We start from the raw sequence: 21,061 nt of genomic DNA, 5'->3' as shown, positions 1-21,061 counted from the left end.
CAACCGAGCCGACCGCTCCGACAGGCTGACCGCCCAAGCGGGCTGACCGGCCGCAACGCGTCGCAAACCACCCAGACGCGGACGCCCCGGAGTGGGACTGCGATGATCCACTCCGGGGCGGATATAGTGGCTCGGCGGCGGACAGGCTAGGGGGGCGAGATGACGCAGGCGGATCCCCGGTCGAGGATCCTGACCATCCCCAACGCGATCAGCTTTCTGCGGCTGCTCGGCGTCCCACTGTTCCTGTACCTCTTCCTCGGCCCGCACGAGTGGGGCTGGGCGGTCGCGGTGCTGGCGATCGGCGGCACGACCGACTGGATCGACGGCTACCTGGCACGGCGACTCGGTCAGGTCAGCCGCCTCGGCGAGCTGATGGACCCGGTCGCCGACCGCCTCTACATCCTCGCCACCATCGTGGCGTTCACCGTCGAGGGCGTCGTGCCGTGGGCGTTCACCATCGCGCTGCTCCTCCGGGAAGCCGTGCTCAGCGTGGTGGTCCTGGTCCTGCGGCGGTACGGCGTACCGCCGCTGCCGGTCCACTACGTCGGCAAGACCGCCACGTTCATCCTCCTGTTCGCGTTCCCGGTGCTGCTGCTCGCGTCCGCCGCCGACGGCGCGGTCGCGTCGGTCGCCCACGCGATCGGGTGGGCGATGGCCTGGTGGGGACTCGTCCTCTACTGGGTCGCCGGCGGTCTCTACATCCTGCAGGCTCGGTCGGTGGTACGCGCGAAGCAGCCGGCCGCCGCCGGAGGTTCGGCATGACCTCCTCGGCGCCCCCGCCCGACACGGGCGAGCAGGCCGCGCAGGCGCGTCGCCGCTACAGCACGGACCTGTTGGACTCCCTGTTCCGGGAGTCCGTCGACGCCAGCCGCGCGGCGTACGAGGCGTCCACCCGGCGCTCGCCGGCGAGGCGGACGGCGTACAAGGTGCTCGGGGCGGTGACCGCGCTCGTGCTCGGTTTCCTGCTCGCCGTGGCGTACCAGAAGGTCGTCGAGGAGCAGCCGCAGCGGCAGACGGCCCGCGACGGCCTGATCGCCGACATCCACACCCGGCAGGACCGCATCGACGCGCTGACCGGCCGCGAGGAGTTGCTGCGCGGCCAGGTGAACAGCCTTCAGGCGGCCCTGCTCAACGACAGCACGCTTCAGCGGCTGCGTACCTATGAGGCCGCGACCGGGCTGCGCCGGGTGACCGGCGACGGCGTGACCATCACGCTGGGCGACGGCCCCGCGAAGGCCGACCCGGTGACCGGCCAGGCCGACAAGACCGCCCGGGTCCTTTTCGTGGACCTGCGCAACGTGGTGAACGAGCTGTTCACCGACGGCGCGGAGGCGATCGCGATCAACGGCCAGCGGCTCACCTCGACGTCGACCATCCGCTCGGCGGGCGAGGCGATCCTGGTGGACTTCAAGCCGCTGGTCGGCCCCTACAAGATCACCGCCATCGGGCCGAGCTCGATGGCGACCAAGTTCTCCGAGTCGGCGACCGCCGACCTGTTCCGCAAGCTCGTCGACAGCAAGGGGATGTCGTTCTCGGTGAAGCGCACCGACGACCTCACCCTGCCCGCCGCGGCCAATCCCCAGCTGCGGTACGCCAAGCCAGTCGTCTCTGGATCGCCCTCGGCGACCGTGTCGCCATCGGGAGGTGGCAAGTGATCCCCGTCCTCGCCTTGATCGCCGGGGTCGTCCTCGGCGTGATCCTCGACCCGACCGTCCCGGCGGCGCTCGAGCCCTACCTGCCCATCGCCGTCGTCGCAGCGCTCGACGCCGTCTTCGGCGGCGTGCGGGCCAAGCTGGACGGGATCTTCGACGACAAGCAGTTCGTCGTCTCGTTCATCTCCAACGTCCTGGTCGCCGGGCTCATCGTGTGGCTGGGCGACCAGCTCGGCGTCGGCGGCCAGCTCTCCACCGGCGTGGTGGTCGTCCTGGGCGTACGGATCTTCGGCAACGTCGCGGCGATCCGGCGGCATCTGTTCCGGGCGTAGGAGGCGGGATGACGAACCCTCACGAGAACCAGCCCGAACCGGATCGGCAGCCCGGCGACGCCGACCGTGACATCGGGTCCGGCGGCGTACGCCCGGACACGTTCGGCGCGGACTTCGACGCCGAGCAGACGATCCGGCTCGACCACCCGTCGGACGCCGTGGACTCCGACGATGTCTCCGACCATGACGCAGTCGGCGACTCCGACGACACCACATCCGACGGGTCCGCCGAGACCGTCGACGGCGAGTCAGACGAGGGAGCCGAGCCGACGGTCGCGCTGGCGTCGCCGAGCGGCTCGAGCGGCTCGAACGATTCCACCGGCACCACGGATTCCGGCGGCTCGCCGGAGGCGGCGGGTGGGTCCGGCGAATCCGGCAAGAAGAAGGTGTCCGCGGCGACGATCGTCATCGCGGTCCTGGTCGGGCTGCTTGGCTTCGCCCTCATCGTCCAGGTCCGGGGTACCTCGGAGGACTCGACGCTGGCCTCGGCGCGTACCGACGACCTCGTCCGGATTCTGTCCGATCTGGACTCCAACGAGAATCGCGTCCGCCAGGAGATCGCCGACCTGGAGCAACTGAAGCGAGAGCTGACCGCCGGCAGCGAGAGCGCCGAGGCGGCCCGCGGCGCGGCCGAGCAACGCGCCGACGAGCTGGGCATCCTGGCCGGGACGCTGCCCGCCGAGGGAACCGGCCTCACCGTACGCTTCTCCGGCCAGATCCGGGCGTCGCGGTTCCTCGACGCGGTCGAGGAACTCCGTAACGCCGGCGCCGAGGCGATGCAGATCAGCGGCGGCGGTGGCCCGGCCGTCCGGATCATCGTCTCGACCTACTTCCAGGACGCCGACGGCGGCCTGAATGTGAGTGGGACGAAGCTGACCGGCCCCTACACGATCACCGTCATCGGTGATCCGGCCACCATGAAGACCGCGCTCAACATTCCGGGCGGGGTGGTGGCGACGGTCAGCAGCGACGGCGGTAACGTGATCGTCGAAGATCCGGGCAAGGTAACGGTGTCCGCGTTAGCCGCGGAACCGGACCTGCAGTACGCGCAGCCCGCCTCCTGACCGGTGGCGGGTAGGCGGTAGACGATGTTGAAGAGGAGCAGCCGTTGATTCCCGAGAATCTGCGCTACACCGCGGAGCACGAGTGGGTGGCCGCGGGCGCCGATCCGGTGCGGGTGGGTATCACCGACTTCGCGCAAGACGCGCTCGGTGACATCGTCTACGTGCAGCTGCCCGAGCCCGGCACGACCGTGGCAGCTGGGGACGCCTTCGGCGAGGTCGAGTCGACCAAGAGCGTCTCCGAGATCTACGCTCCGGTCAGCGGGGTCGTGGTCGCCCGCAACGAGGCACTGGGCGACTCGCCGGATCTGATCAACACGGACCCGTACGGCGAAGGCTGGCTGGTCGAGCTGCGGCCGAGCGACCCGGCGTCGCTCACCTCGCTGCTCGACGCGGACGGCTACCGCAAGCTCACCGAGAGCTGAACTGCCCGCGCGTCCGGTTGACCCTTTCTTCCCTGGCTGGCTACGCTCGCACAACCGATCGCCCGAGGGCAGTCCGCCCGCGGGCGTAGCCGCCATCACCGCCCAAGCTCCGTTGCAGCAAGGTTTGTTGACGAAGCACCGTTAGACGAAATCGTGAGGTGGTCCGATGACCCGCCCCGGCGACGAGTTCCCCCCGCTCGATGTCACGTCGACCCTGCACCTCGGCTCGTTGGACGAGGTTCTCGAGGGTCCCGACTCCGACGTCGTGCCCGGTCGGGTCTCCGGTCAACTGCCGGCCGGGATGGCCCTGCTCGTGGTGCGGCGTGGGCCGAACGCGGGCGCTCGATTCCTGCTCGACCACGACGTGACGACCAGCGGGCGGCACCCCGACAGCGACATCTTCCTCGACGACGTGACCGTCTCGCGGCGGCACGCCGAGTTCCACCGGGAGGGCTCGACCTTCACCGTTCGCGACGTGGGCAGCCTCAACGGCACCTACGTCAACCGCGAGCGGGTCGAGTCGGCCACCCTCAACAACGGTGACGAGGTCCAGATCGGCAAGTTCCGGCTCGTCTACATCGCGGGGCCCCGCCCCGAGGAGTCGTGACGCTGTCCGAACGGGCCGCGACGCCCGGCGATCGGGCGGGCGCGGCGGAGGCCCGCGCCCGCGCCGACGCGCAGCCGCTGTTCAGCATCGGTGAGGTGCTGGCGGAGCTGCGTGCCGAGTTCCCGGACACCACCATCTCCAAGCTCCGGTTCCTGGAGACCGAGGGGCTGGTCGAGCCGCAGCGCACACCGTCGGGCTATCGGAAGTACTCGCGGGCCGACGTCCAGCGCCTGCGCTACGTGCTGACCGCCCAACGGGACCAGTATCTGCCGTTGCGGGTCATCCGGGAGCAACTCGCCGAAGGCGGCGACGAGCTCGTCGAGGCGGCCTCCCGGCCGAACCTCGTCGCGCTGGGGCCCGACGACGCGCCCCCGCCGACGACGATCGGAGTCGCGGTTCCGGCGCAGCCGCGGGACGCCGCTTCGGTCCGGCTCACCACGGCCGAACTGTGCGACCGGGCCGGGCTGACGACGAGTCAATTGCGGGATCTGGAGCAGCACGGGTTGCTGACGCCGGACGCCGGCGGCCGCTACGACGCCGACGCGCTCGCTGTCGCCGAGGTGGCCGCCGCGTTCGCCGAACACGGCGTACACGCAAGGCATCTGCGGGCCTGGCGGGCCGCCGCGGACCGCGAGGTCGGCCTGATCGCCGCCCTGGTCGCACCGCTGCTGCGGCACCCCGATCCGACCGCGCAAGCGCGGGCGGCGGAGACCGTGCGGGAACTAACCGTGCTGTCGCAACGCCTGCACGCCGCACTGGTTCGGGTGGGGCTGCGCGCCACGCCCGGCCAGTGAGATGCGTGTACGGTGGGTGGGAGGGCTGTGCCGGAGAGAGGGAGGCGACTGTGCGTGAGCTGAGCGTGGTCGGGGTGCGGGTCGAGTTGCCCACCAACCAGCCGATCGTGCTGCTGCGCGAGGTCGATGGCGACCGGTACCTGCCGATCTGGATCGGTGCGGTGGAGGCGACCGCCATCGCCTACGAACAGCAGGGCGTGAAACCGCAACGCCCGCTGACCCACGACCTCATGCGAGACGTCCTGCAGGCGCTGTCCGCGCCGTTGTCGGCGGTCGAGATCACCGACCTGCGGGACAGCATCTACTACGCGGACCTGTTGTTCTCCGACGGCGCCATCCGGGTGTCGGGCCGCCCGAGCGACGCGATCGCGCTCGCCCTGCGGGTCGGCGCGCCCATCCGCTGCGCCGAGTCGGTCCTGGACGAGGCGGGGATCATCATCCCCGACGAGCAGGAGGACGAGGTCGAGAAGTTCCGGGAGTTCCTCGAGCAGGTAACCCCCGAGGACTTCGCGAGCTGACCGCTGCCCGGTCGGCGCGCTGCCCGGTGCGCCGGGATACTCCTTTCGCGGCGTGTCCGCGTGTTGCCTCCACCCCGCACCCGGCCCTGCGCTATAGGGTGACAGTTGTCGGATCTGGCACCGACGCTCTCCACCGCGAGCCGTGCGCGAGCGGGCGCTGAGCTGCGTGCTGCCCGGCGCCGCGGAGTGGAGGTATTCGTATGGAGCCTTACAGCGCAGACCAGGCGACACTGGCGGAGGCGTTCCTGCCGGAGCCGACGGTCGGCTATCGGGGGGTCACCGCCTGCCACGCCGTGGGGATCAGCTATCGGCAGATCGACTACTGGGCGCGTACCGGGCTGGTCTCGCCGAGCATCCGTGACGCGTCTGGCTCCGGAACCCAGCGGCTCTACTCCTTCCGTGATCTCGTAGTCCTCAAAGTCGTCAAACGACTACTGGACGCCGGGGTTTCGCTCCAGAACATCCGGAAGGCCATCGAGACGCTCCGCTCGCACGGCGTCGAGGATCTCGCGGGGATCACCCTGATCTCCGACGGCACGACGGTGTACGAGTGCCGCTCGGCCGAAGAGGTCGTCGACCTGCTGCAGGGCGGGCAGGGCGTGTTCGGCATCGCGATCGGCGGCGCGTTCAAGGAGATCCAGGGCTCGCTGGCGATGCTGCCGGGCGAACGCGCGGTCCCCGAGGAGGACGCCGGCGAACCGGCTCCGGTGATCGAGGCTCCGTTCGGGGTGACCGACGAACTGGCGGCCCGCCGGGCACGCCGCCGGGCTTCCTGATCGTCGGCTGACCTGGCCGCCAGGCCGCGGCGCATTTTGATCGGGCTGTGACAGGCGTGGACGGAACGCTGACCCTGAACCGATAACACTCAGGCATGCATTATCGTCACCGCATGCCCGACGAAACGCTGGAGTTGGAAGGCGCCCCGCCCGCCGTCCGCGCGGCGATCCCGGCTCAGGCCGCCGAGGACGCCGCGCCCGGGGAGACCGTAGGCGGTGAGCACGCCGCCCCGCCGCCCACCGGGCCGTCGGGCCGCGAGCGCTGGCGGCAGTCGTTCATCGTGGGGTTCTGGACCTGGTTGTCCGGTCTGGCGTTGTACGCCGTGGTCACCTTCGCGGCCTGGGTGCCGTTCGAAGGGCTGGCGGCGAAGGCCGGCGACCCGCCGGACAGCGTCTCGGTCGCGCTGGACGCGTGGAACCGGTGGGACACCACCTGGTACCTGATCATCGCCGACACGGGGTACCACTGGGACACCCGGGCGACTGCGTTCTGGCCGCTGTACCCGATGACCGTACGCGGAGCGAACGCGGTGCTGCCGGGCGGCTCGTTCGGGGCGGCGCTGGCGGTGTCGCTGGTGTGCTGCCTGGCCGCGCTCGTGGTCACGCACCGCCTCGCGGCCGAGATGATGGACGAGCGGCACGCCCGCCGGGCGGCCTTCTATCTGCTCGCCTTCCCGACCGGGTTCTACCTCGTGGCCGCGTACAACGAGTCGATGTTCATCGCCCTGGCGGTGGGCTCGCTCTACTGCATGCGCCGAGGGCACTGGTGGATCGCCGGTGCGCTGGCCGGGCTGGCCGGGGCGACTCGCATGGCCGGCATCCTCCTCGGCGCGGCCTTCCTCTACGAGTACCTGCGCCAGCACGGCTGGTCGCCGCGTCGCATCCGCTGGGACGCCCTGTCGATCGCGCTCGTGCCGTCCGGGCTGGCGGCGTACATGTTCTATCTGCAGCAGAGCTTCGGCAGCGCGACCCACTTCATGCAGTCGCAGAAGGCCTGGTTCCACGACGGCTACCAGGCGCCGTGGACGACCATCGGCCAGGTCGCGAAGATGATCCACGACTGGACGCCGATGTTCTCGCCGGACAACTTCCGCAACGTCGCCAACCTCGCGACCGCGCTGCTGATGATCGCGTTGCTGACGCTGGCCCTGGTGGGGCCGTGGAAACTCGATCCGGCCGACCGCTACCTGGTCGTCTTCGCCGCGCTGACCCTGGCGCTGCCGCTGATCAGTCCGATCCACTCGCATTACCCGCTCAGTTCACTGTGGCGCTACAGCCTGGAGTGCACGGCGGCGTTCTTCGTCCTGGCGAAGATGGGGCGCAACGCCACCTTCGACAAGTTCTTCACGATGGGCGCGGTCGGCCTGCAAGGCGCGATGATCATCGTGTTCCTGCAGAACAACTTCGTCGCCTGAGTGCCGGTCGACCACAGCCGGCCGGCAACCATCTGGCGCGCGTACGACATCCTGGAGGGTGTGAAGATCCCTTGGCGGACGGTCCGGCGCGGCCTGCTCATCGCGGGCCTGGCCGGGATCGTGACGGTGGCGGCGAGTCAGCTGTGGATCCGGGGCGGCGCCCGCGGCCACGTGTACGCGGAGAGCGACGTCCCGGCGCGGCCGGTGGCCCTGGTGCTGGGTGCGCAGGTCGACCCGAACGGCAGTCCGTCGGGCTTCCTGACGGCGCGGCTGGCGGAGGCCAAACGGCTCTACGACGCCGGCAAGGTCCAGGCGATCCTGGTCTCCGGCGATCACGGCGAATGGCGGTACGACGAGCCGGGCCACATGCAGCAGTGGCTGCTGGCCAACGGCGTCCCGGGGACGAAGGTGGTCCCTGACTACGCGGGCTTCGACACCTACGACTCGTGCCAGCGGGCCGTACGCGTCTTCGGCGTCACCGCCGCGATCGTCGTGACCCAGAGCTTCCACATCGAGCGGGCGGTGACCCTGTGCCGTCAGGCGGGGATGGACGCGGTGGGCGTCGGCGACGACAGCGCCCGGCAGTGGCGTCTCCAATGGGACCGGGCGACCGTCCGGGAGCAGGGTGCCTACCTGAAGGCGATGGTGGACGTGGTCACCCGTCGCGACCCGGTCTTCCTCGGCCCCCACGAGACCGGAGTGGAGAAGGCGCTCGCCGCACCGCGCTGAGCATCGGCTGCGCCGGATCAGGGATCCGGGTCGAATCTTGGGTCAAGATTCGACCGAGAACCCTGATCCAGCGCCCAGCGCCCAGCGCAGAGCGACCCGGCGCCCAGCGGGCGCCGGGATTAGAGGAGTTTGTCGATCTCGGCCAGTTCGGCGTCGGTGAACTCCAGGTTGTCCAGCGCGGCGACGTTCGCCTCCAGCTGGGCGACGCTGGACGCGCCGATGATCAGGCTGGTCATCCGGGGGTCGCGCAGCGCCCAGGCGAGGGCCAACTGAGCCAGCGACTGCCCGCGCCCACGGGCGATCTCGTTCAGCGCGCTGACCTGAGCGAGGCGCTCCGGGGTGAGGTCGCTCTCGTTCAGGAAGACGCTGGTGGCCACCCGGGAGTCGGCCGGTACGCCGTTGAGGTAGCGGTCGGTGAGCAGCCCCTGAGCGAGCGGCGAGAACGCGATGCAGCCCGCGCCCACCTCCTCCAGGGTGTCGAGCAGCCCGTCGTCCTCGATCCAGCGGTTGATCATCGAGTACGACGGCTGGTGGATGAGCAGCGGTGTGCCCAGCTCGCGCAGGATGGCGGCCGCCTGAGCGGTCTGTTCCGACTTGTACGAGGAGATGCCGACGTAGAGGGCCTTGCCGGCGCGGACCGCCGCGTCCAGCGCCGTCATCGTCTCCTCCAGCGGCGTGTCCGGGTCGAACCGGTGGCTGTAGAAGACGTCGACGTAGTCGAGCCCCATCCGGCGCAGCGACTGGTCCAGGGAGGCCGTCAGGTACTTGCGGGAACCCCATTCGCCGTACGGGCCGGGCCACATGAGGTAGCCCGCCTTCGTCGAGATCACCAGCTCGTCCCGGTACGCCGCCAGATCGGTGGCCAGCAGCCGCCCGAAGGTCTCCTCGGCGGTGCCGGGCGGGGGGCCGTAGTTGTTCGCCAGGTCGAAGTGGGTCACGCCCAGGTCGAAGGCGCGCAGGACGATGTCACGCTCGACCTCGTAGGACCGCTGGGCCCCGAAGTTGTGCCAGAGGCCGAGGGAGATCGCGGGCAGCCGCAGGCCACTGCGCCCGGACCGGCGGTAGGTCATCTTGTCGTAACGATCGGAAGCGGCGGTGTAGGTCACGATCTTCACCCTAGACCTCGGCTTCGGCAGGCGTCCGGGACAGCGGGACAACGCCGGCGGGCTTAGGGTGCGCCGGTGCGGATCGAGTTCATGGTGCAGCCGGACGCCGCCGAGGATCTCCGGCTCGTCCGGTGGGAGGTGCGCCCCGTGCGCATCCGGCTGGTGGCCAACATCATCGGCGGAGCGCTCATCGGGATCGTGGCCGGCGGCCTGGGCGCCCTCGCCGAGCTGGGCGGCCTCGACTGGGCGTGGCTGGTCATCCTGCCCGTCGTCACCCTGCTGGCCCGGGTGCCCGGGGTCATCCGGCTGGAGCGGGTCATCCGGCGGCTGGCGAGCCGGCGCACGGCCGAGCAGTTCCGGTCGTTCGCGCTCACCGACGAGGAGATCCGGGTCACGACCGCGCTCGGCGAAACGGCGTACCGGTGGCCGGTGGTGGCCGCGATCGTCATGCTCCCGGGGTTCTACGGGCTGCGGACCTCCGACGGGGTGGCCGCGTGGATCCGGCGGAGCGCCCTCGCCCCCGAGCAGGACGCCGAGCTGGGGGCGTTCCTGGCCGGTCGCGGGCTGCTCGTCCCGGTCGTCCCGGCGGCCTGACCGGCCGGCGCCGGCTCGCGGCGACCCGTTGCTCGGCGGGTACTTCGGCCTGATCGCACCGGCACGCCGGAGACATGCGTAACAGCACCGTCATGGGGGCACTGGTACCGTGGCGGGTAGCTGGTACGCCCGCGCGGGAGAGTCCGCGTACCCCGGCCACAGACCGGGCAGAACGGCGCCGAAGGGGCAATTCCTCCCCGGAACCTCTCAGGCACCCGGACCGCACGGGTCGGCGACGCTGGAGCGCATGGTGCGACAGCGGGGGAGGACGACATCGTCCCCGCCTCCCTGGGAGCAATCGAACCCATGACGAGCCCATTCTCGTTCTCCGCGCGGCACATCGGCCCCACCTCCGACGACGCCCGCCGCATGCTGGAGTCGGTCGGCTACAGCAGCCTCGACGAGCTGATGGACGCGGCCATTCCGGAGGCCATCCGGTGGCACGAGCAGCTGAGCCTCCCGGCCGCCGCCACCGAGGCGGAGGTCCTGGCGGAGCTTCGCGACCTGGCGTCGCGCAACCAGGTGCTGACCTCGATGATCGGCCTGGGCTACTACGGCACCCACACCCCGGGCGTCATCAAGCGCAACGTCCTGGAGAACCCGGCCTGGTACACGGCCTACACGCCGTACCAGCCCGAGATCAGCCAGGGCCGGCTCGAGGCCCTGCTCAACTTCCAGACCGTGGTCACCGACCTCACCGGCCTCGAGACCGCCAACGCGTCAATGCTCGACGAGGCCACGGCGGCCGCGGAGGCGATGACGCTCGCGCGCCGCTCGTCCAAATCCAAGTCCAACGTGTACGCCGTGGACGGCGACACCCTGCCGCAGAGCGTCGACGTCATCCGTACGCGGGCCGAGCCGCTCGGCATCGAGGTTCGGGTCGTCGACATCGAGCGGGAGCTGGACTTCGAGTACTTCGGCCTGCACGTGCAGTATCCGGGAGCCTCGGGCGCCGTCCGGGACCATGCCGCCCTGATCCAGGCGGCCCATGCCCAGGGCGCGCTCGTCACCGTCGCCGCCGACCTGCTGGCCCTTGTCCTGCTGCGGGAGCCGGGCGCGATCGGCGCCGACATCGCCTGCGGCAGCGCGCAGCGGTTCGGCGTACCCATGGGCTTCGGCGGGCCGCACGCGGGCTATCTGGCGGTGCGCGCGGGACTGGAGCGCTCGCTGCCGGGGCGGCTCGTGGGCGTCTCGCGGGACGCGGACGGCAACCGGGCCTACCGACTGGCGTTGCAGACCCGCGAGCAGCACATCCGCCGCGAGAAGGCGACCAGCAACATCTGCACCGCGCAGGTCCTGCTCGCCGTGATGGCCAGCATGTACGCCGTCTACCACGGCCCGAACGGGCTGCGGGCGATCGCCCGCCACGCGCACGACAGCGCGACGCTGCTCGCGGCGGGGCTGCGCGACGGCGGGGTGGAGCTGGCGACCGGCCGATTCTTCGACACCGTGACCGCCGTCGTGCCGGGCCGGGCCGCCGAGGTGGTGACGGCCGCCGCCGAGAACGGCGTCAACCTGTGGGCGTTCGACGCCGACCGGGTCGGCATCGCCTGCGACGAGACCACCACCGCGGCGGACATCGCCGCCGTCTGGGCGGCCTTCGGCGTGTCCGGAGTGGACTCCGTCGAGACCGGCACCTTCGCATTCGCGCGGACCAGCGACTTCCTGACCCACCCCGTCTTCCGGACGCACCACTCGGAGACGGCGATGCTGCGCTACCTGCGCCGCCTGTCCGATCTGGACTACGCGCTCGACCGGGGCATGATCCCGCTCGGCTCCTGCACGATGAAGCTCAACGCCACCACCGAGATGGAGGCGGTGACCTGGCCCGAGTTCGCGAACGTCCACCCGTTCGCGCCGGCCGCCCAGACCGCCGGGTACGCCGAGCTGATCGGCTCGCTGGAGGACTGGCTGGCCGAGCTGACCGGGTACGACGCCGTCAGCGTCCAGCCGAACGCCGGTTCGCAGGGCGAACTCGCCGGCCTGCTGGCGATCCGGGCGTACCACCGGTCGCGGGGCGACCTGGACCGCGACGTCTGCCTGATCCCGTCCAGCGCGCACGGCACGAACGCCGCCAGCGCCGTGATGGCCGGCATGCGCGTGGTCGTGGTGGCCTGCGACGAGAACGGCAATGTGGACCTCGTCGACCTCGACCGCAAGCTCGCCGAGCACGCGGAGCGGCTGGCCGCCATCATGGTGACCTACCCGTCCACCCACGGCGTGTACGAGACGAGCATCGCCGAGCTGTGCGCGAAGGTGCACGACGCGGGCGGCCAGGTCTATGTGGACGGGGCCAACCTCAACGCGTTGGTCGGATTCGCCAAGCCTGGCAAGTTCGGGGCGGACGTGTCGCACCTGAACCTGCACAAGACGTTCTGCATCCCGCACGGCGGCGGCGGCCCCGGCGTCGGCCCGGTCGCCGTCCGGTCGCATCTGGCGGCGTACCTGCCGGGGCGGGGTGAGGAGGCCGTCAAGGCGATCTCGGCCGCCCCGCATGGTTCGGCTGGCATCCTGCCGATTCCGTGGGCGTACGTGCGGATGATGGGCCCGGACGGGCTCGCGTCGGCCACTGCGCACGCGGTGCTGGCCGCGAACTACGTCGCGGCCAAGCTGCGCGACCACTACCCGGTGCTCTACACCGGAAACAAGGGCCTGGTAGCCCACGAGTGCATCCTCGACCTGCGCCCGCTGACGAAGGCCACCGGCGTGTCCGTCGACGACGTGGCCAAGCGGCTCATCGACTACGGCTTCCACGCCCCGACGATGTCCTTCCCGGTCGCCGGGACGCTGATGGTCGAGCCGACCGAGAGCGAGGACCTGGGCGAGCTGGACCGGTTCGTGGACGCGATGGTCGCCATCCGGCGCGAGATCGACGCCGTCGCCGAGGGCGCCTGGCCGAAGGACGACAACCCGTTGGTCAACGCCCCGCATACGGCGGCGATGGTCAGCGGCGACGAGTGGACCCACGCGTACCCGCGTTCGGTCGCCGCGTACCCGGGCGGGATGGACCCGGTCGGCAAGTACTGGGCGCCGGTGCGGCGCATCGACGGGGCGTACGGCGACCGGAACCTGGTCTGCTCGTGCCCGCCGCCGGAGGCGTTCGCCTGATCCGGGCTGCCTGATCCGGGCCCTGGACGTCACGAGGCCCGGCCGTTCGGTCGGCCGGGCCTGAAAGTCTTCGGTACTGCGTGTCTTTGGTACGCGGTTCCTGGTGCACGGTGTTCCTGGTGCACGGTGTTCCTGGTGCTGACGGTTCGGTGCTGCTTCGGCGTTCGGCGGGCGATGGTGCTGTCCGGTGGTTCGGCGGCTGACCGTCGGTGTCAGCCGGGGGACTGGTCTGCCACGGGAACCGTGGCGCAGGTCACGCGAGCGCGTGCACTGCGGGGCCTCGCTGCGGTGCGATCATTCTCCCGTCCGGGAGCAGCTCGCCGGTGTCCTCGAAGGTGATGACGCCGTTGCAGAGAAGGCTCCAGCCCTGCTCCGGAAAGCTGGCGACGACCCGGGCCGCGTCACGGTCGACGGCGTCGGCGCTCGGGCAGGGCGGTTGGTGCTGGCACATGGGGTGGTCTCCGCTGTGGTTGAGGGGTGATGCCTCGCCACTGTAGTGACGAATCACACGCCCCTGTGGAGTTGGTCACATGAACAGTCACGCACGCTACTACGCCGAACGAGGCTATTTCGAGCAAGTAACGCCCCTCACACCCAGTAATCAACCCTTTGGATGATCCAAGTGAGTCCGGTCGTCGTACATTCGGTATCCATGCGGGGGCTTACCGCGGCCGCCGGGCCGCCCGGCGTACCGGCTCGGTGCCGGGCGCACGCGACGCCGGTGGCCCGGCTGGAATGGCGGCCCGGCGATCCGGTCGCCGTCGGTCAGACCAGCGCTGACCTCGTCGAATTCTTCTTGCGTGAGCACGGTTTGCCGGTGAGTGATCTCGGTGCGGCGGAGTCTGGGGTCGATCTCCGGCACGGCCCCGGCGACGTCTGCGGCGCCGCCCTCTACGTCTCGGCGGCGGCCGGGGCGACCCTCGCAGGCGCGTCCCCCGGACGGCCGACACCGGTCCCCGAAGTGCCCGAAATAGCCGCCATCGTGTACGCGCATTCGGAATATTCCTTCACGCAGAGTAGTGATCTTGGCTCTCAGTCGGCCGTAGGGCCGGCTCGGTTCGCGCTCGACCCCTGGGTACCCAGCTGGTCCGAGGCCGATCATGCCGAAGCGGTGGCCGCCGTCCGGGACGCGATCGCCGTGGGCGACGTCTATCAGGTCAACGTCGTCGGGCACTCGGCGGCGGCGTACGCGGGCGATCCGGTGCCTGCGCTGGCGCGGCTGGCCGGGCTGCGGGGGGCGCACTACGGCGGGCTGATCGGTGGCGAAGGGTGGGCGGTCGCCTGCGCGTCCCCGGAGACGCTCGTGCGCGTACGCGCCGGAATTGCGCAGACACGCCCGATCAAGGGGACTGCCAAGGCGACCGAGGAGGGGCGGGCGCAGTTGCTCGCCTCGGCCAAGGAACGCGCCGAGCACATCATGATCGTGGATCTGGAGCGCAACGACCTCGCGCACGTGGCCCGGATCGGCAGCGTACGCGTCGAGGAGCTGTTCGCCCTGAAGCACTGGGGCGACCTGTGGCAGGCGGAGTCGACCGTAACCGCCCGGCTGCGGCCCGGGGTGGGCCTGGCGGAACTGCTCCGGGCGGTATGCCCCGGCGGCTCGGTCACCGGCGCGCCGAAGCTCGCCGCGCTGGCTCAGATCGCCCGGCTCGAACCGGTCGGCCGCGGGGCGAGCATGGGCGCGCTCGGCTGGGTCGGCCGGGACGGGCTGGATCTCGGGCTGACCATCCGGACGGTGGCCGCCACGCCGACCCACCTGCACCTGTGGGCCGGCGGGGGGATCACGTGGGGCAGCGACCCGGCCGCTGAGGTGGCCGAAGCGGCCGCGAAGGCCGCGCCGATCAAAGCACTCCTCGGCGCGGCCTGACGTCCGTCAGCGGGTCAGCGGACGCCGAAGATGGCCTTCTGCATGACGGGCGTGATGTCGTAGGAGCCCTTCGACACCAGGGGCGCGGGCGCTCCTGGTGCGGAGGCCGACGAGATCTGCGAGAGGACCTTGCCGTTGGCGTCCGGGCCGAGCGCGATCGACACGATGGTCACCGGCCGCTTCGGGTCGCCCTTCTTCAGCTGCTCGAGCAGCTGCGCCAGCTTGAGGTTCTTCTCCTGGTCGTCGTTCGCGCCGTCGGTCAGCAGCACCACCATGTTGGCGGCGTCGGGCACGTACTTCGCCTGGACCGCCTTGTACGCGGCCAGCACCGCCTCGTACATGCCGGTGTTGCCGCCCGGCTTGAGATCGTCGATGGCGGACTTCAGCTTCGACTCGCGGGTGCCGCCGTCCATCTCGTCGTCGAGCGGGCCGAGCTGGACGTTCTCGACGTAGGACTTGCTGCCCGACTTGTTCGACGAGAACGACCACAAGCCGGCGTTGCCCTTGCCCTGGAAGACGTCGACCGCCTGCTTGGCCGCCTCCTTGGTCAAGTCCAGTTTGGACTTGCCGAGGCCGGGCACGTCGGCGCCCATGGAGCCGGAGACGTCGAGGACGAACAGGGCGTTGGTGAGCCGGGTCAGCGCCGTCCAGGTGTTGATGGTGTCGTTGACCGCGTCGGTCAGCAGTACGCCTCGCGGTAGCGCGGTCAGCGTCGACAGCACACCGTTGTCCTGGGTGAAGTCCGGGCCCGGCTTGCGGTTGGCGTCCCGGTAGCCGGCGTTCTGGAAGGCCGTGCGGCCGTCGGTGCGGATGTAGCGCAGGAACGCCCGTGCGACAGACTGCCGCGGCTTCTGCACCCACTCTGCGTTGTCCAGCACGAGGTACGGGTTGTCGGCCTCGATGTTGCTCTTCGGGTAGATCGCGACGAGCGGCGAGTTGGGGTGCGCCCGGTTGTGGGCCAGCACCTCCTGCTCCAGGGCCGGGAACGCCGAGACGTAGGTCAGCCCGCCTTCGCCGCCCTGGCCGCCCTTCGAGTCGAACTCGTCCATGATGGCGTTGGTGTCGTCGGCCTTGACCTCGAGCACCGTCTTGAGCTTGAGCAGGCCCTGCCGCTCGGCGTCGGAGACGTCCTGGTCGTCGTCGCGGTCGATGATCGCCGACAGGGCGAGCAGACCGGGCGTCGACTGGCCCGGGTCGGTCATGCCGAGCTTGAACTTGCCCCAGCTCTTGCCGTAGGAGTTCCAGCCCTTGACGGCCGCCTGGTCGAGGACGGAGGTCCAGTCGACCTTGGCCGTCGGCCAGCCCAGCGCCTGCGCCATCGCCTTCGGCATGGCCAGCACGACCGGCGACCGGGCGACGCTCGGCTGGAGGTCGGGCAGGATGGCCTCGGCGTCGCCGGTCTGGGCGCTGCGGAACCACGCGCTCGACTCCGGCACCCAGACGTCCGGCTGCTGGCCCAGCTCGCTCGGCCACACGCCGGACAGGGCGTTGGCGACCTTGTTGGAGTCGGCCGGGGTCACGGTGACCTTGCCGCAGTGGCCGTCCACGTTGGGGTTGGTAGCCGCCCAGGTCTTGCCCAGATCCGCGAGCAGCGTCGCGGTGGACGGCGCCGCGACGATCGTCGCGGTCACCTCACCGGAGCAGCGGTCGGCCAGGAAGTTCTGGTAGCCGTAGACGCCTCCGCCGGCGGCGACCGCCACGAGGAGGGGCACGAGGATGAACAGCGCGGTGCGGCCGCTGCGGCGAGGGGAGCTGCGGCGGTGCGACCGGACGGCGGCGGAGCGACCGTTCGGCATGTCGGGTGCCTCCGAGGGGGTGGCGGGGCTAAATAGGGCTCATTGGGGGTGAGACCCGGCACAGTCTAGGGGGTTACCAGAGGGTTGCGCTGTTCTGGGAGACCATCTTGTGATCACCCGTCACAGGCTGTCAGAGGACGATCACATCCGGGTGTGGATGGCGGAGGAACTCGTGGTGGGAGATGTCCCATCCGTACGCCCCGGTCTGGCCGAAGACCAGCAGGTCACCGACGCGCAACCGGTCGATGGGCGTACGCCGGGCGAGCACGTCACGCGGGGTGCACAGTTCGCCGACGACGTCCACTTCGACGCCGGAGATCTCCGGGCGCTCCCACGGATGGGGCCAGTCGTCGACGCGTACGACGGTGAACGGGTGGCTGTAGCCCCAGGCGGCGGGCAGCCGGAAGTGATGGGTGCCGCCGCGCAGCACGGCGAACCACCGGCCGTGGGTGCGTTTGAGGTCCAGCACCTCGGCGGCGTACCAACCGGCGGGGGCGGCGAGGAAGCGCCCGGGTTCGAAGGCCAGTTCCACGCCGTCCGGCAGGTCCAGCGCCGACCAGTCCAGGGCCGTGAGGTCGAACGAGCGGCCGGGGTCGTCGTAGGAGATGCCGAAACCGCCGCCCACGTTCACATACCGCAGGTCGATGCCCAGCTCCGCCGCCGTACGCCGGGACCAGGCGACCGCGTCGGCGGCGAACGCGGCGTACGCCGGGGCGTCGAGGGAGTTGCTCACCGCGTGCAGGTGGAACCCGCACACCGGCACTCCCAACGAAGCGGCCAGCGAAGCGACCGAGGCCAGCTGCGTCTCGTCGATGCCGAACGGCGTGGGCGTACCCGTCATGGCGTGCGAGCCCGCCGGACCGGCTACCGCCCGGTTGACCCGCAGCGCGACGCGGGCTGACGAGGGGAGCGGGCCGAGGGCGCCCAGCCGCCGCAGCTCCAGGGCGCTCTCGACGTGCAGGGTCAGGTCGGTCGTCCGGGCGGCCTCGTGTGCCGCCGACAGTTCGGCCGGAGTCTTGGCCGGCCCGCCGAACGCGATCCGCCGTGCGCCCGCGTCGAGGGCGAGGGCCAGCTCGCCCCCGGACGCGACCTCCAGCCCGTCGGCCGTGTCGGCGTACGCCCCGACGAGGGCCGGATGCCCGTTGGCCTTGACCGCGTAGTACAGCGTCGCGCCGGGCGGCAGCGCGGCGCGGACGGCCGCCACCCGATCCCGGGCCACCCCGGTGTCGTAGATGTAGGCGCACACCGGACGCTCCGTCGAAGCCAGCGCGGACAGCACCTGATCAGGCAGGCTCATGCAGCGGATTCTCCATCGGGACGTAGACGTCGCCGCGCGCCGGGTCGAGCCGCATGCGGACGAGCGCCTTGTGCGGCACCGTCGGCGCGGTCAGGAACGCGTGGTCGGCCTTGGCCGGGTCCGGTCGCGCCGGGGCGAGATCGTCGTAGATCTCGTCGACCACGCGGCGGATCGCCGCCCACGTCCCGGGCGGATCGCCGAGGGCGTGCACGACGTCGCCGAGGTGGGCCTGGAACGCCGTGTACGCCACCTTCGCCAGCAGCACGGCCTCGTCGTCGGTGCCGACCACCGAACCGGGCCACAGGTCGAGGCTCAGCCCGGCCTCGGTCAGCCGCCCGCGATGCAGCCGCAGCCCGGCCAGGTCCCGCAGGATCAGCCGGGTCGGCACCCCGCCGGTGAAGGTCACCAGGCAGTTCTGCAGGTGCGCCTCCAGCCCCACGCCGTACCGCGTGACCATGCCGAGCACCGGGGTCAGCAGCAGGCGGGCGTACTGCTCGGCGAAGGCCGTCGCGGACAGCCCCGAGCGCGCCAGCAACAGCCTCGCGATCGGCTCGCCGGTGATCGGCTCGGCCGCCGACAACGCGATCGCCGGCACGGGATGCTCGCCGGGCGCCATCGCCGGCAACGGCTCACGGAGGATCGCCGACAGGTCCCGGCCCGAGCCCAGCGTCGACGCCGCCCCGACCGGCTCGCGCAACAGCACGGCCCGCTCGTCGCACTCGGCCAGCAGCGGCGGCAGCACCGCCGACAGCAGCGGACCGTTGCGCGTACTGGCGATGGAGATGGTCCGCCGGGTCGAGGTGATCTGCACGTCGAGCGACACCTTCAGATAGCCCACCGGAGTCCACAGTGTCCGGACGGCCGCGGTCACCCGCGCGGGCAGGCTCGCGTCCAGCACCGGCAGCTGCGGGTACCGCTCGCGCACGACGCCCAGCTGCCACTCATGCACCGGCTGGGCGCGATGCCCGCGCGGTGCCGGCACATCGAGCCGCTCACCCAGATCGTCTCCGACATGATCATCAACTGGTACGCCGACGAAGCGCACCGTTGTCCCCGGGCTCTCCAGGTCGTGCGCCTCCGCGTCGGTACGCGTCCAGCCCAGCCGCGTACGACCGCACGGGTGCAGGTTGTGCCCCTCCGTGGCCAGCTGCTCCAGGCGTACCACTTGGTCGTCGGCGGGCCGATCGTCGATCAGCGTGAGCAGGTCCGGTGCTCCGGAGGCGCGGGCCTGATCGTCGGCCGCAGACCGGCGGCGGTACGCGAGGGTGAGCTTGTCGATCGCGTCGTCGAGCTCGGCCCGCAGCGGCGCGGTCACCTCGCCCGGCGTGAGGCCCTCACGCCGCAGCGCCGCGGCGAGCTTGCCCTCGACGGCGTCCTCGGCCCGGCTTCGGAAGTCTGTCATCACACTCCAGCCAGCGGATTGGTGATCGGGGTCCAGATGTCGGCGACCGGATCGGCGGCCAGCCGCATCGCAGTAGTCGCCTTGATCGGCAGGGTGGTTCCGGCCAACGCCAGCCGATCGCGCGGATCTGGGGCCTGCTCGGCGAGGTCGGCCGCCATGCGCCAGAGCGTCTGGGGATCGGCGCCGTGCCGCTGCTGGAGCGTGTGCGCGATCTCGGTGAGCACCACGGCGAACAGCGTCGCGAACGGTTTGGCCCGCAGCTCGTCGAGACCATCGGTGACCAGGCTGCCCTGGACGGCGGGCAGATCCATCCCGGCCTCGCGCAGGCGACCGGCGTGCAGATGGATGCCGCCGACGTCCCGATAGCCCGCCTCGGCGGGCCGGCCGTACGCGAGCCGGACGAGCAGATTCTGGCCGTGCGCCTCCAGCCCGGCGCCCCGCGCCAGCAGCGTCAGCACCGGCGGGATCAGGACGGTCGTCAGATCACGCCAGAACGCCACCGGATGACCCCCGTAGCCGATCCGCAGGATCTGGTCCAGCACGTCCGGCTGGGCGACCGCAGCCAACGGCGTCCACACGTCACCCGCCTGCGGCAGCGGGGCCCGTCTGACGGTGTACGCCAGCATCGGGTGGGGCGCGCCGTCGACGAGGACCGCGCCTGCGGCCACCTCAGGGAAGACGCGGATCGGCAGATCGGCCGCGAGCCGGCTCAACAGGTCGCTCACCAAGGGTCCGTTATGGACGGCGGCGGGGGAGACCTGGCGTACCGCGCTGGTCATCTGCACGCCCAGCGCCGTCTTGTAATGCCGGGACGGGTCCCTTGCCGCAGCCAGCGTCCGCAACGACATGAGCGGCCGGGCCACGATCCGCTCCACCGGCCGTCCCCCGAGCCGTCGCAGGTCGTCTCCGTAGTGGGCCGCCTGCCAGGGATGCAGGACCAACCGCGGGGGCGTGCCGGCGCCCGTCGTCAGCCACCGGCTCGGCGGCACCGACCAGACCTCCAGCTCGACCGGCGTGCGGTGCTCCGGGGCGTACGCCAGGACGTCGGCGGTCGACATCCCCAGCCGCGTGCGGCAGCACGGATGCAGCGGGTGGCCGTCGACGACCGACTGCTCCAGCACCGCCAGCCCGTTCGGGTCGCCCTGCAGCTCGGTCAGATCCACGCTGGGCTGCCCTGTCCTGGCCAGGGCCAGGTTCGCGACGCTGTTGCTCAGTTCCCGTTGCAGCCCTTGGGTTTGCGGGTCCACGGCGTTCAGCAGCTCCGCCGGATCGGCGTACGCCCCCGTGCCGCCGTTCACCTGTACGCGGATGCGGACGTCTGGGCTGGCTTCGGCGTATTGGTCGAGGGCGGGGCCGATGGCCATCCGGCCGTCGGTGAGCGTCACCAGGGCGTCGCCGCCGACCGTCTTGACCCCGGCCACCCCGGGGATCGGCTCCCGCCGCAGGGCCGTCCACAGTCGACGCAGGACCGCGGCCCGGGCCGCCGGAAGGTGTTCGTCGAATCCGTCCACCAGATCGGGACGGCTCTCCAGCAGCGCCCGCCGGGTCTGCTCGGCATCGGGGTGAGTCACGATCACATTGT

General features: G+C 71.0%; 20 protein-coding genes and 1 riboswitch. Of the genes, 14 read left to right on the top strand and 6 right to left on the bottom strand.

All coding sequences use genetic code 11. From position 1 onward, the window contains the following. The first annotated feature begins 159 nt into the window (after positions 1-159). The 11 genes from clsA (at position 160) to HDA40_RS01760 (ending at position 8,309) form a co-directional block, all read left to right on the top strand. Positions 160-762 carry a cardiolipin synthase ClsA gene (gene clsA / locus HDA40_RS01810; RefSeq protein ID WP_253750647.1) on the top strand — a complete coding sequence of 201 codons (603 nt, stop codon included), beginning with the start codon at positions 160-162 and terminating at the stop codon, positions 760-762. Then, the gene (locus HDA40_RS01805) at positions 759-1,655 is read left to right on the top strand and encodes a DUF881 domain-containing protein (RefSeq protein WP_253750644.1); all 897 of its coding nucleotides are present in this window, start codon (positions 759-761) and stop codon (positions 1,653-1,655) included. Before clsA ends, HDA40_RS01805 begins: the two co-directional genes overlap by 4 nt. Next, positions 1,652-1,984 (top strand): small basic family protein, encoded by a 333-nt coding sequence (locus HDA40_RS01800; RefSeq protein ID WP_253750640.1) that lies wholly within the window; start codon positions 1,652-1,654, stop codon positions 1,982-1,984. The genes HDA40_RS01805 and HDA40_RS01800 overlap by 4 nt, the downstream gene beginning before the upstream one ends. 8 nt (positions 1,985-1,992) lie before the next feature. Further along, the gene (locus HDA40_RS01795) at positions 1,993-3,048 is read left to right on the top strand and encodes a DUF881 domain-containing protein (protein ID WP_253750637.1); all 1,056 of its coding nucleotides are present in this window, start codon (positions 1,993-1,995) and stop codon (positions 3,046-3,048) included. 44 nt (positions 3,049-3,092) lie between these two features. After that, the gene (gcvH, locus tag HDA40_RS01790; RefSeq protein ID WP_253750634.1) at positions 3,093-3,470 is read left to right on the top strand and encodes a glycine cleavage system protein GcvH; all 378 of its coding nucleotides are present in this window, start codon (positions 3,093-3,095) and stop codon (positions 3,468-3,470) included. A gap of 166 nt (positions 3,471-3,636) precedes the next feature. Then, positions 3,637-4,077 (top strand): oxoglutarate dehydrogenase inhibitor Odhl, encoded by a 441-nt coding sequence (odhI, locus tag HDA40_RS01785; protein ID WP_253750632.1) that lies wholly within the window; start codon positions 3,637-3,639, stop codon positions 4,075-4,077. A 77-nt stretch (positions 4,078-4,154) separates the two neighbouring features. Continuing rightward, on the top strand, positions 4,155-4,871 hold the full coding sequence (gene ftsR / locus HDA40_RS01780) for a transcriptional regulator FtsR (protein WP_253763535.1): 717 nt from the start codon (positions 4,155-4,157) through the stop codon (positions 4,869-4,871). Positions 4,872-4,921: 50 nt separating this feature from the next. Next, on the top strand, positions 4,922-5,389 hold the full coding sequence (locus HDA40_RS01775) for a bifunctional nuclease family protein (RefSeq protein ID WP_253750631.1): 468 nt from the start codon (positions 4,922-4,924) through the stop codon (positions 5,387-5,389). Positions 5,390-5,589: 200 nt separating this feature from the next. Then, positions 5,590-6,165, top strand: coding sequence for a MerR family transcriptional regulator (locus tag HDA40_RS01770; RefSeq protein ID WP_253750629.1), 576 nt, complete (start codon positions 5,590-5,592; stop codon positions 6,163-6,165). 113 nt (positions 6,166-6,278) lie between these two features. Next, a complete protein-coding gene (locus tag HDA40_RS01765; protein ID WP_253750628.1) occupies positions 6,279-7,580 on the top strand; it encodes a mannosyltransferase family protein in 1,302 nt (433 codons plus the stop codon). Positions 7,581-7,640: 60 nt separating this feature from the next. Beyond that, the gene (locus HDA40_RS01760; protein WP_308197660.1) at positions 7,641-8,309 is read left to right on the top strand and encodes a SanA/YdcF family protein; all 669 of its coding nucleotides are present in this window, start codon (positions 7,641-7,643) and stop codon (positions 8,307-8,309) included. 119 nt (positions 8,310-8,428) lie between these two features. Here HDA40_RS01760 and mgrA read toward each other — a convergent pair whose 3' ends face one another. After that, positions 8,429-9,415, bottom strand: a complete 987-nt coding sequence (gene mgrA, locus HDA40_RS01755; RefSeq protein ID WP_308197659.1) for an L-glyceraldehyde 3-phosphate reductase — start codon at positions 9,413-9,415, stop codon at positions 8,429-8,431. Positions 9,416-9,490: 75 nt separating this feature from the next. Here mgrA and HDA40_RS01750 point away from each other — a divergent pair, with 75 nt between their 5' ends. Beyond that, entirely contained in the window at positions 9,491-10,009 is a 519-nt protein-coding gene (locus HDA40_RS01750) for a YcxB family protein (RefSeq protein ID WP_253750626.1), read from the top strand. Positions 10,010-10,133: 124 nt separating this feature from the next. Then, a riboswitch (glycine riboswitch) is annotated at positions 10,134-10,242 on the top strand. A gap of 73 nt (positions 10,243-10,315) precedes the next feature. Further along, on the top strand, positions 10,316-13,117 hold the full coding sequence (gcvP, locus tag HDA40_RS01745; RefSeq protein ID WP_253750624.1) for an aminomethyl-transferring glycine dehydrogenase: 2,802 nt from the start codon (positions 10,316-10,318) through the stop codon (positions 13,115-13,117). A 253-nt stretch (positions 13,118-13,370) separates the two neighbouring features. On the opposite strand, the gene HDA40_RS01740 is transcribed toward gcvP, so the two are convergent. Continuing rightward, positions 13,371-13,568 carry a DUF5999 family protein gene (locus HDA40_RS01740; protein ID WP_253750622.1) on the bottom strand — a complete coding sequence of 66 codons (198 nt, stop codon included), beginning with the start codon at positions 13,566-13,568 and terminating at the stop codon, positions 13,371-13,373. 201 nt (positions 13,569-13,769) lie between these two features. Between HDA40_RS01740 and HDA40_RS01735 the strand changes: the two genes are divergently transcribed. After that, positions 13,770-14,984 (top strand): chorismate-binding protein, encoded by a 1,215-nt coding sequence (locus tag HDA40_RS01735; RefSeq protein WP_253750620.1) that lies wholly within the window; start codon positions 13,770-13,772, stop codon positions 14,982-14,984. Between the two features lie 14 nt (positions 14,985-14,998). Here the strand turns inward: HDA40_RS01735 and HDA40_RS01730 are convergent, their stop codons facing one another. The 4 genes from HDA40_RS01730 to HDA40_RS01715 form a co-directional block, all read right to left on the bottom strand. Beyond that, positions 14,999-16,780 carry a substrate-binding and VWA domain-containing protein gene (locus HDA40_RS01730; protein WP_253750618.1) on the bottom strand — a complete coding sequence of 594 codons (1,782 nt, stop codon included), beginning with the start codon at positions 16,778-16,780 and terminating at the stop codon, positions 14,999-15,001. A 130-nt stretch (positions 16,781-16,910) separates the two neighbouring features. Beyond that, a complete protein-coding gene (locus HDA40_RS01725; RefSeq protein ID WP_253750615.1) occupies positions 16,911-18,077 on the bottom strand; it encodes a type III PLP-dependent enzyme domain-containing protein in 1,167 nt (388 codons plus the stop codon). After that, positions 18,064-19,479: an IucA/IucC family C-terminal-domain containing protein gene (locus HDA40_RS01720; RefSeq protein WP_253750612.1), complete on the bottom strand. Its 1,416-nt coding sequence runs from the start codon at positions 19,477-19,479 to the stop codon at positions 18,064-18,066. Before HDA40_RS01720 ends, HDA40_RS01725 begins: the two co-directional genes overlap by 14 nt. Then, positions 19,479-21,050, bottom strand: a complete 1,572-nt coding sequence (locus tag HDA40_RS01715) for an IucA/IucC family protein (protein WP_253750609.1) — start codon at positions 21,048-21,050, stop codon at positions 19,479-19,481. The genes HDA40_RS01720 and HDA40_RS01715 overlap by 1 nt, the downstream gene beginning before the upstream one ends. Positions 21,051-21,061: the final 11 nt, after the last annotated feature.

It is taken from the genome of Hamadaea flava (assembly GCF_024172085.1).
Taxonomy (GTDB): domain Bacteria; phylum Actinomycetota; class Actinomycetes; order Mycobacteriales; family Micromonosporaceae; genus Hamadaea; species Hamadaea flava.
This window is presented reverse-complemented; position numbering and strand designations above follow the sequence as displayed.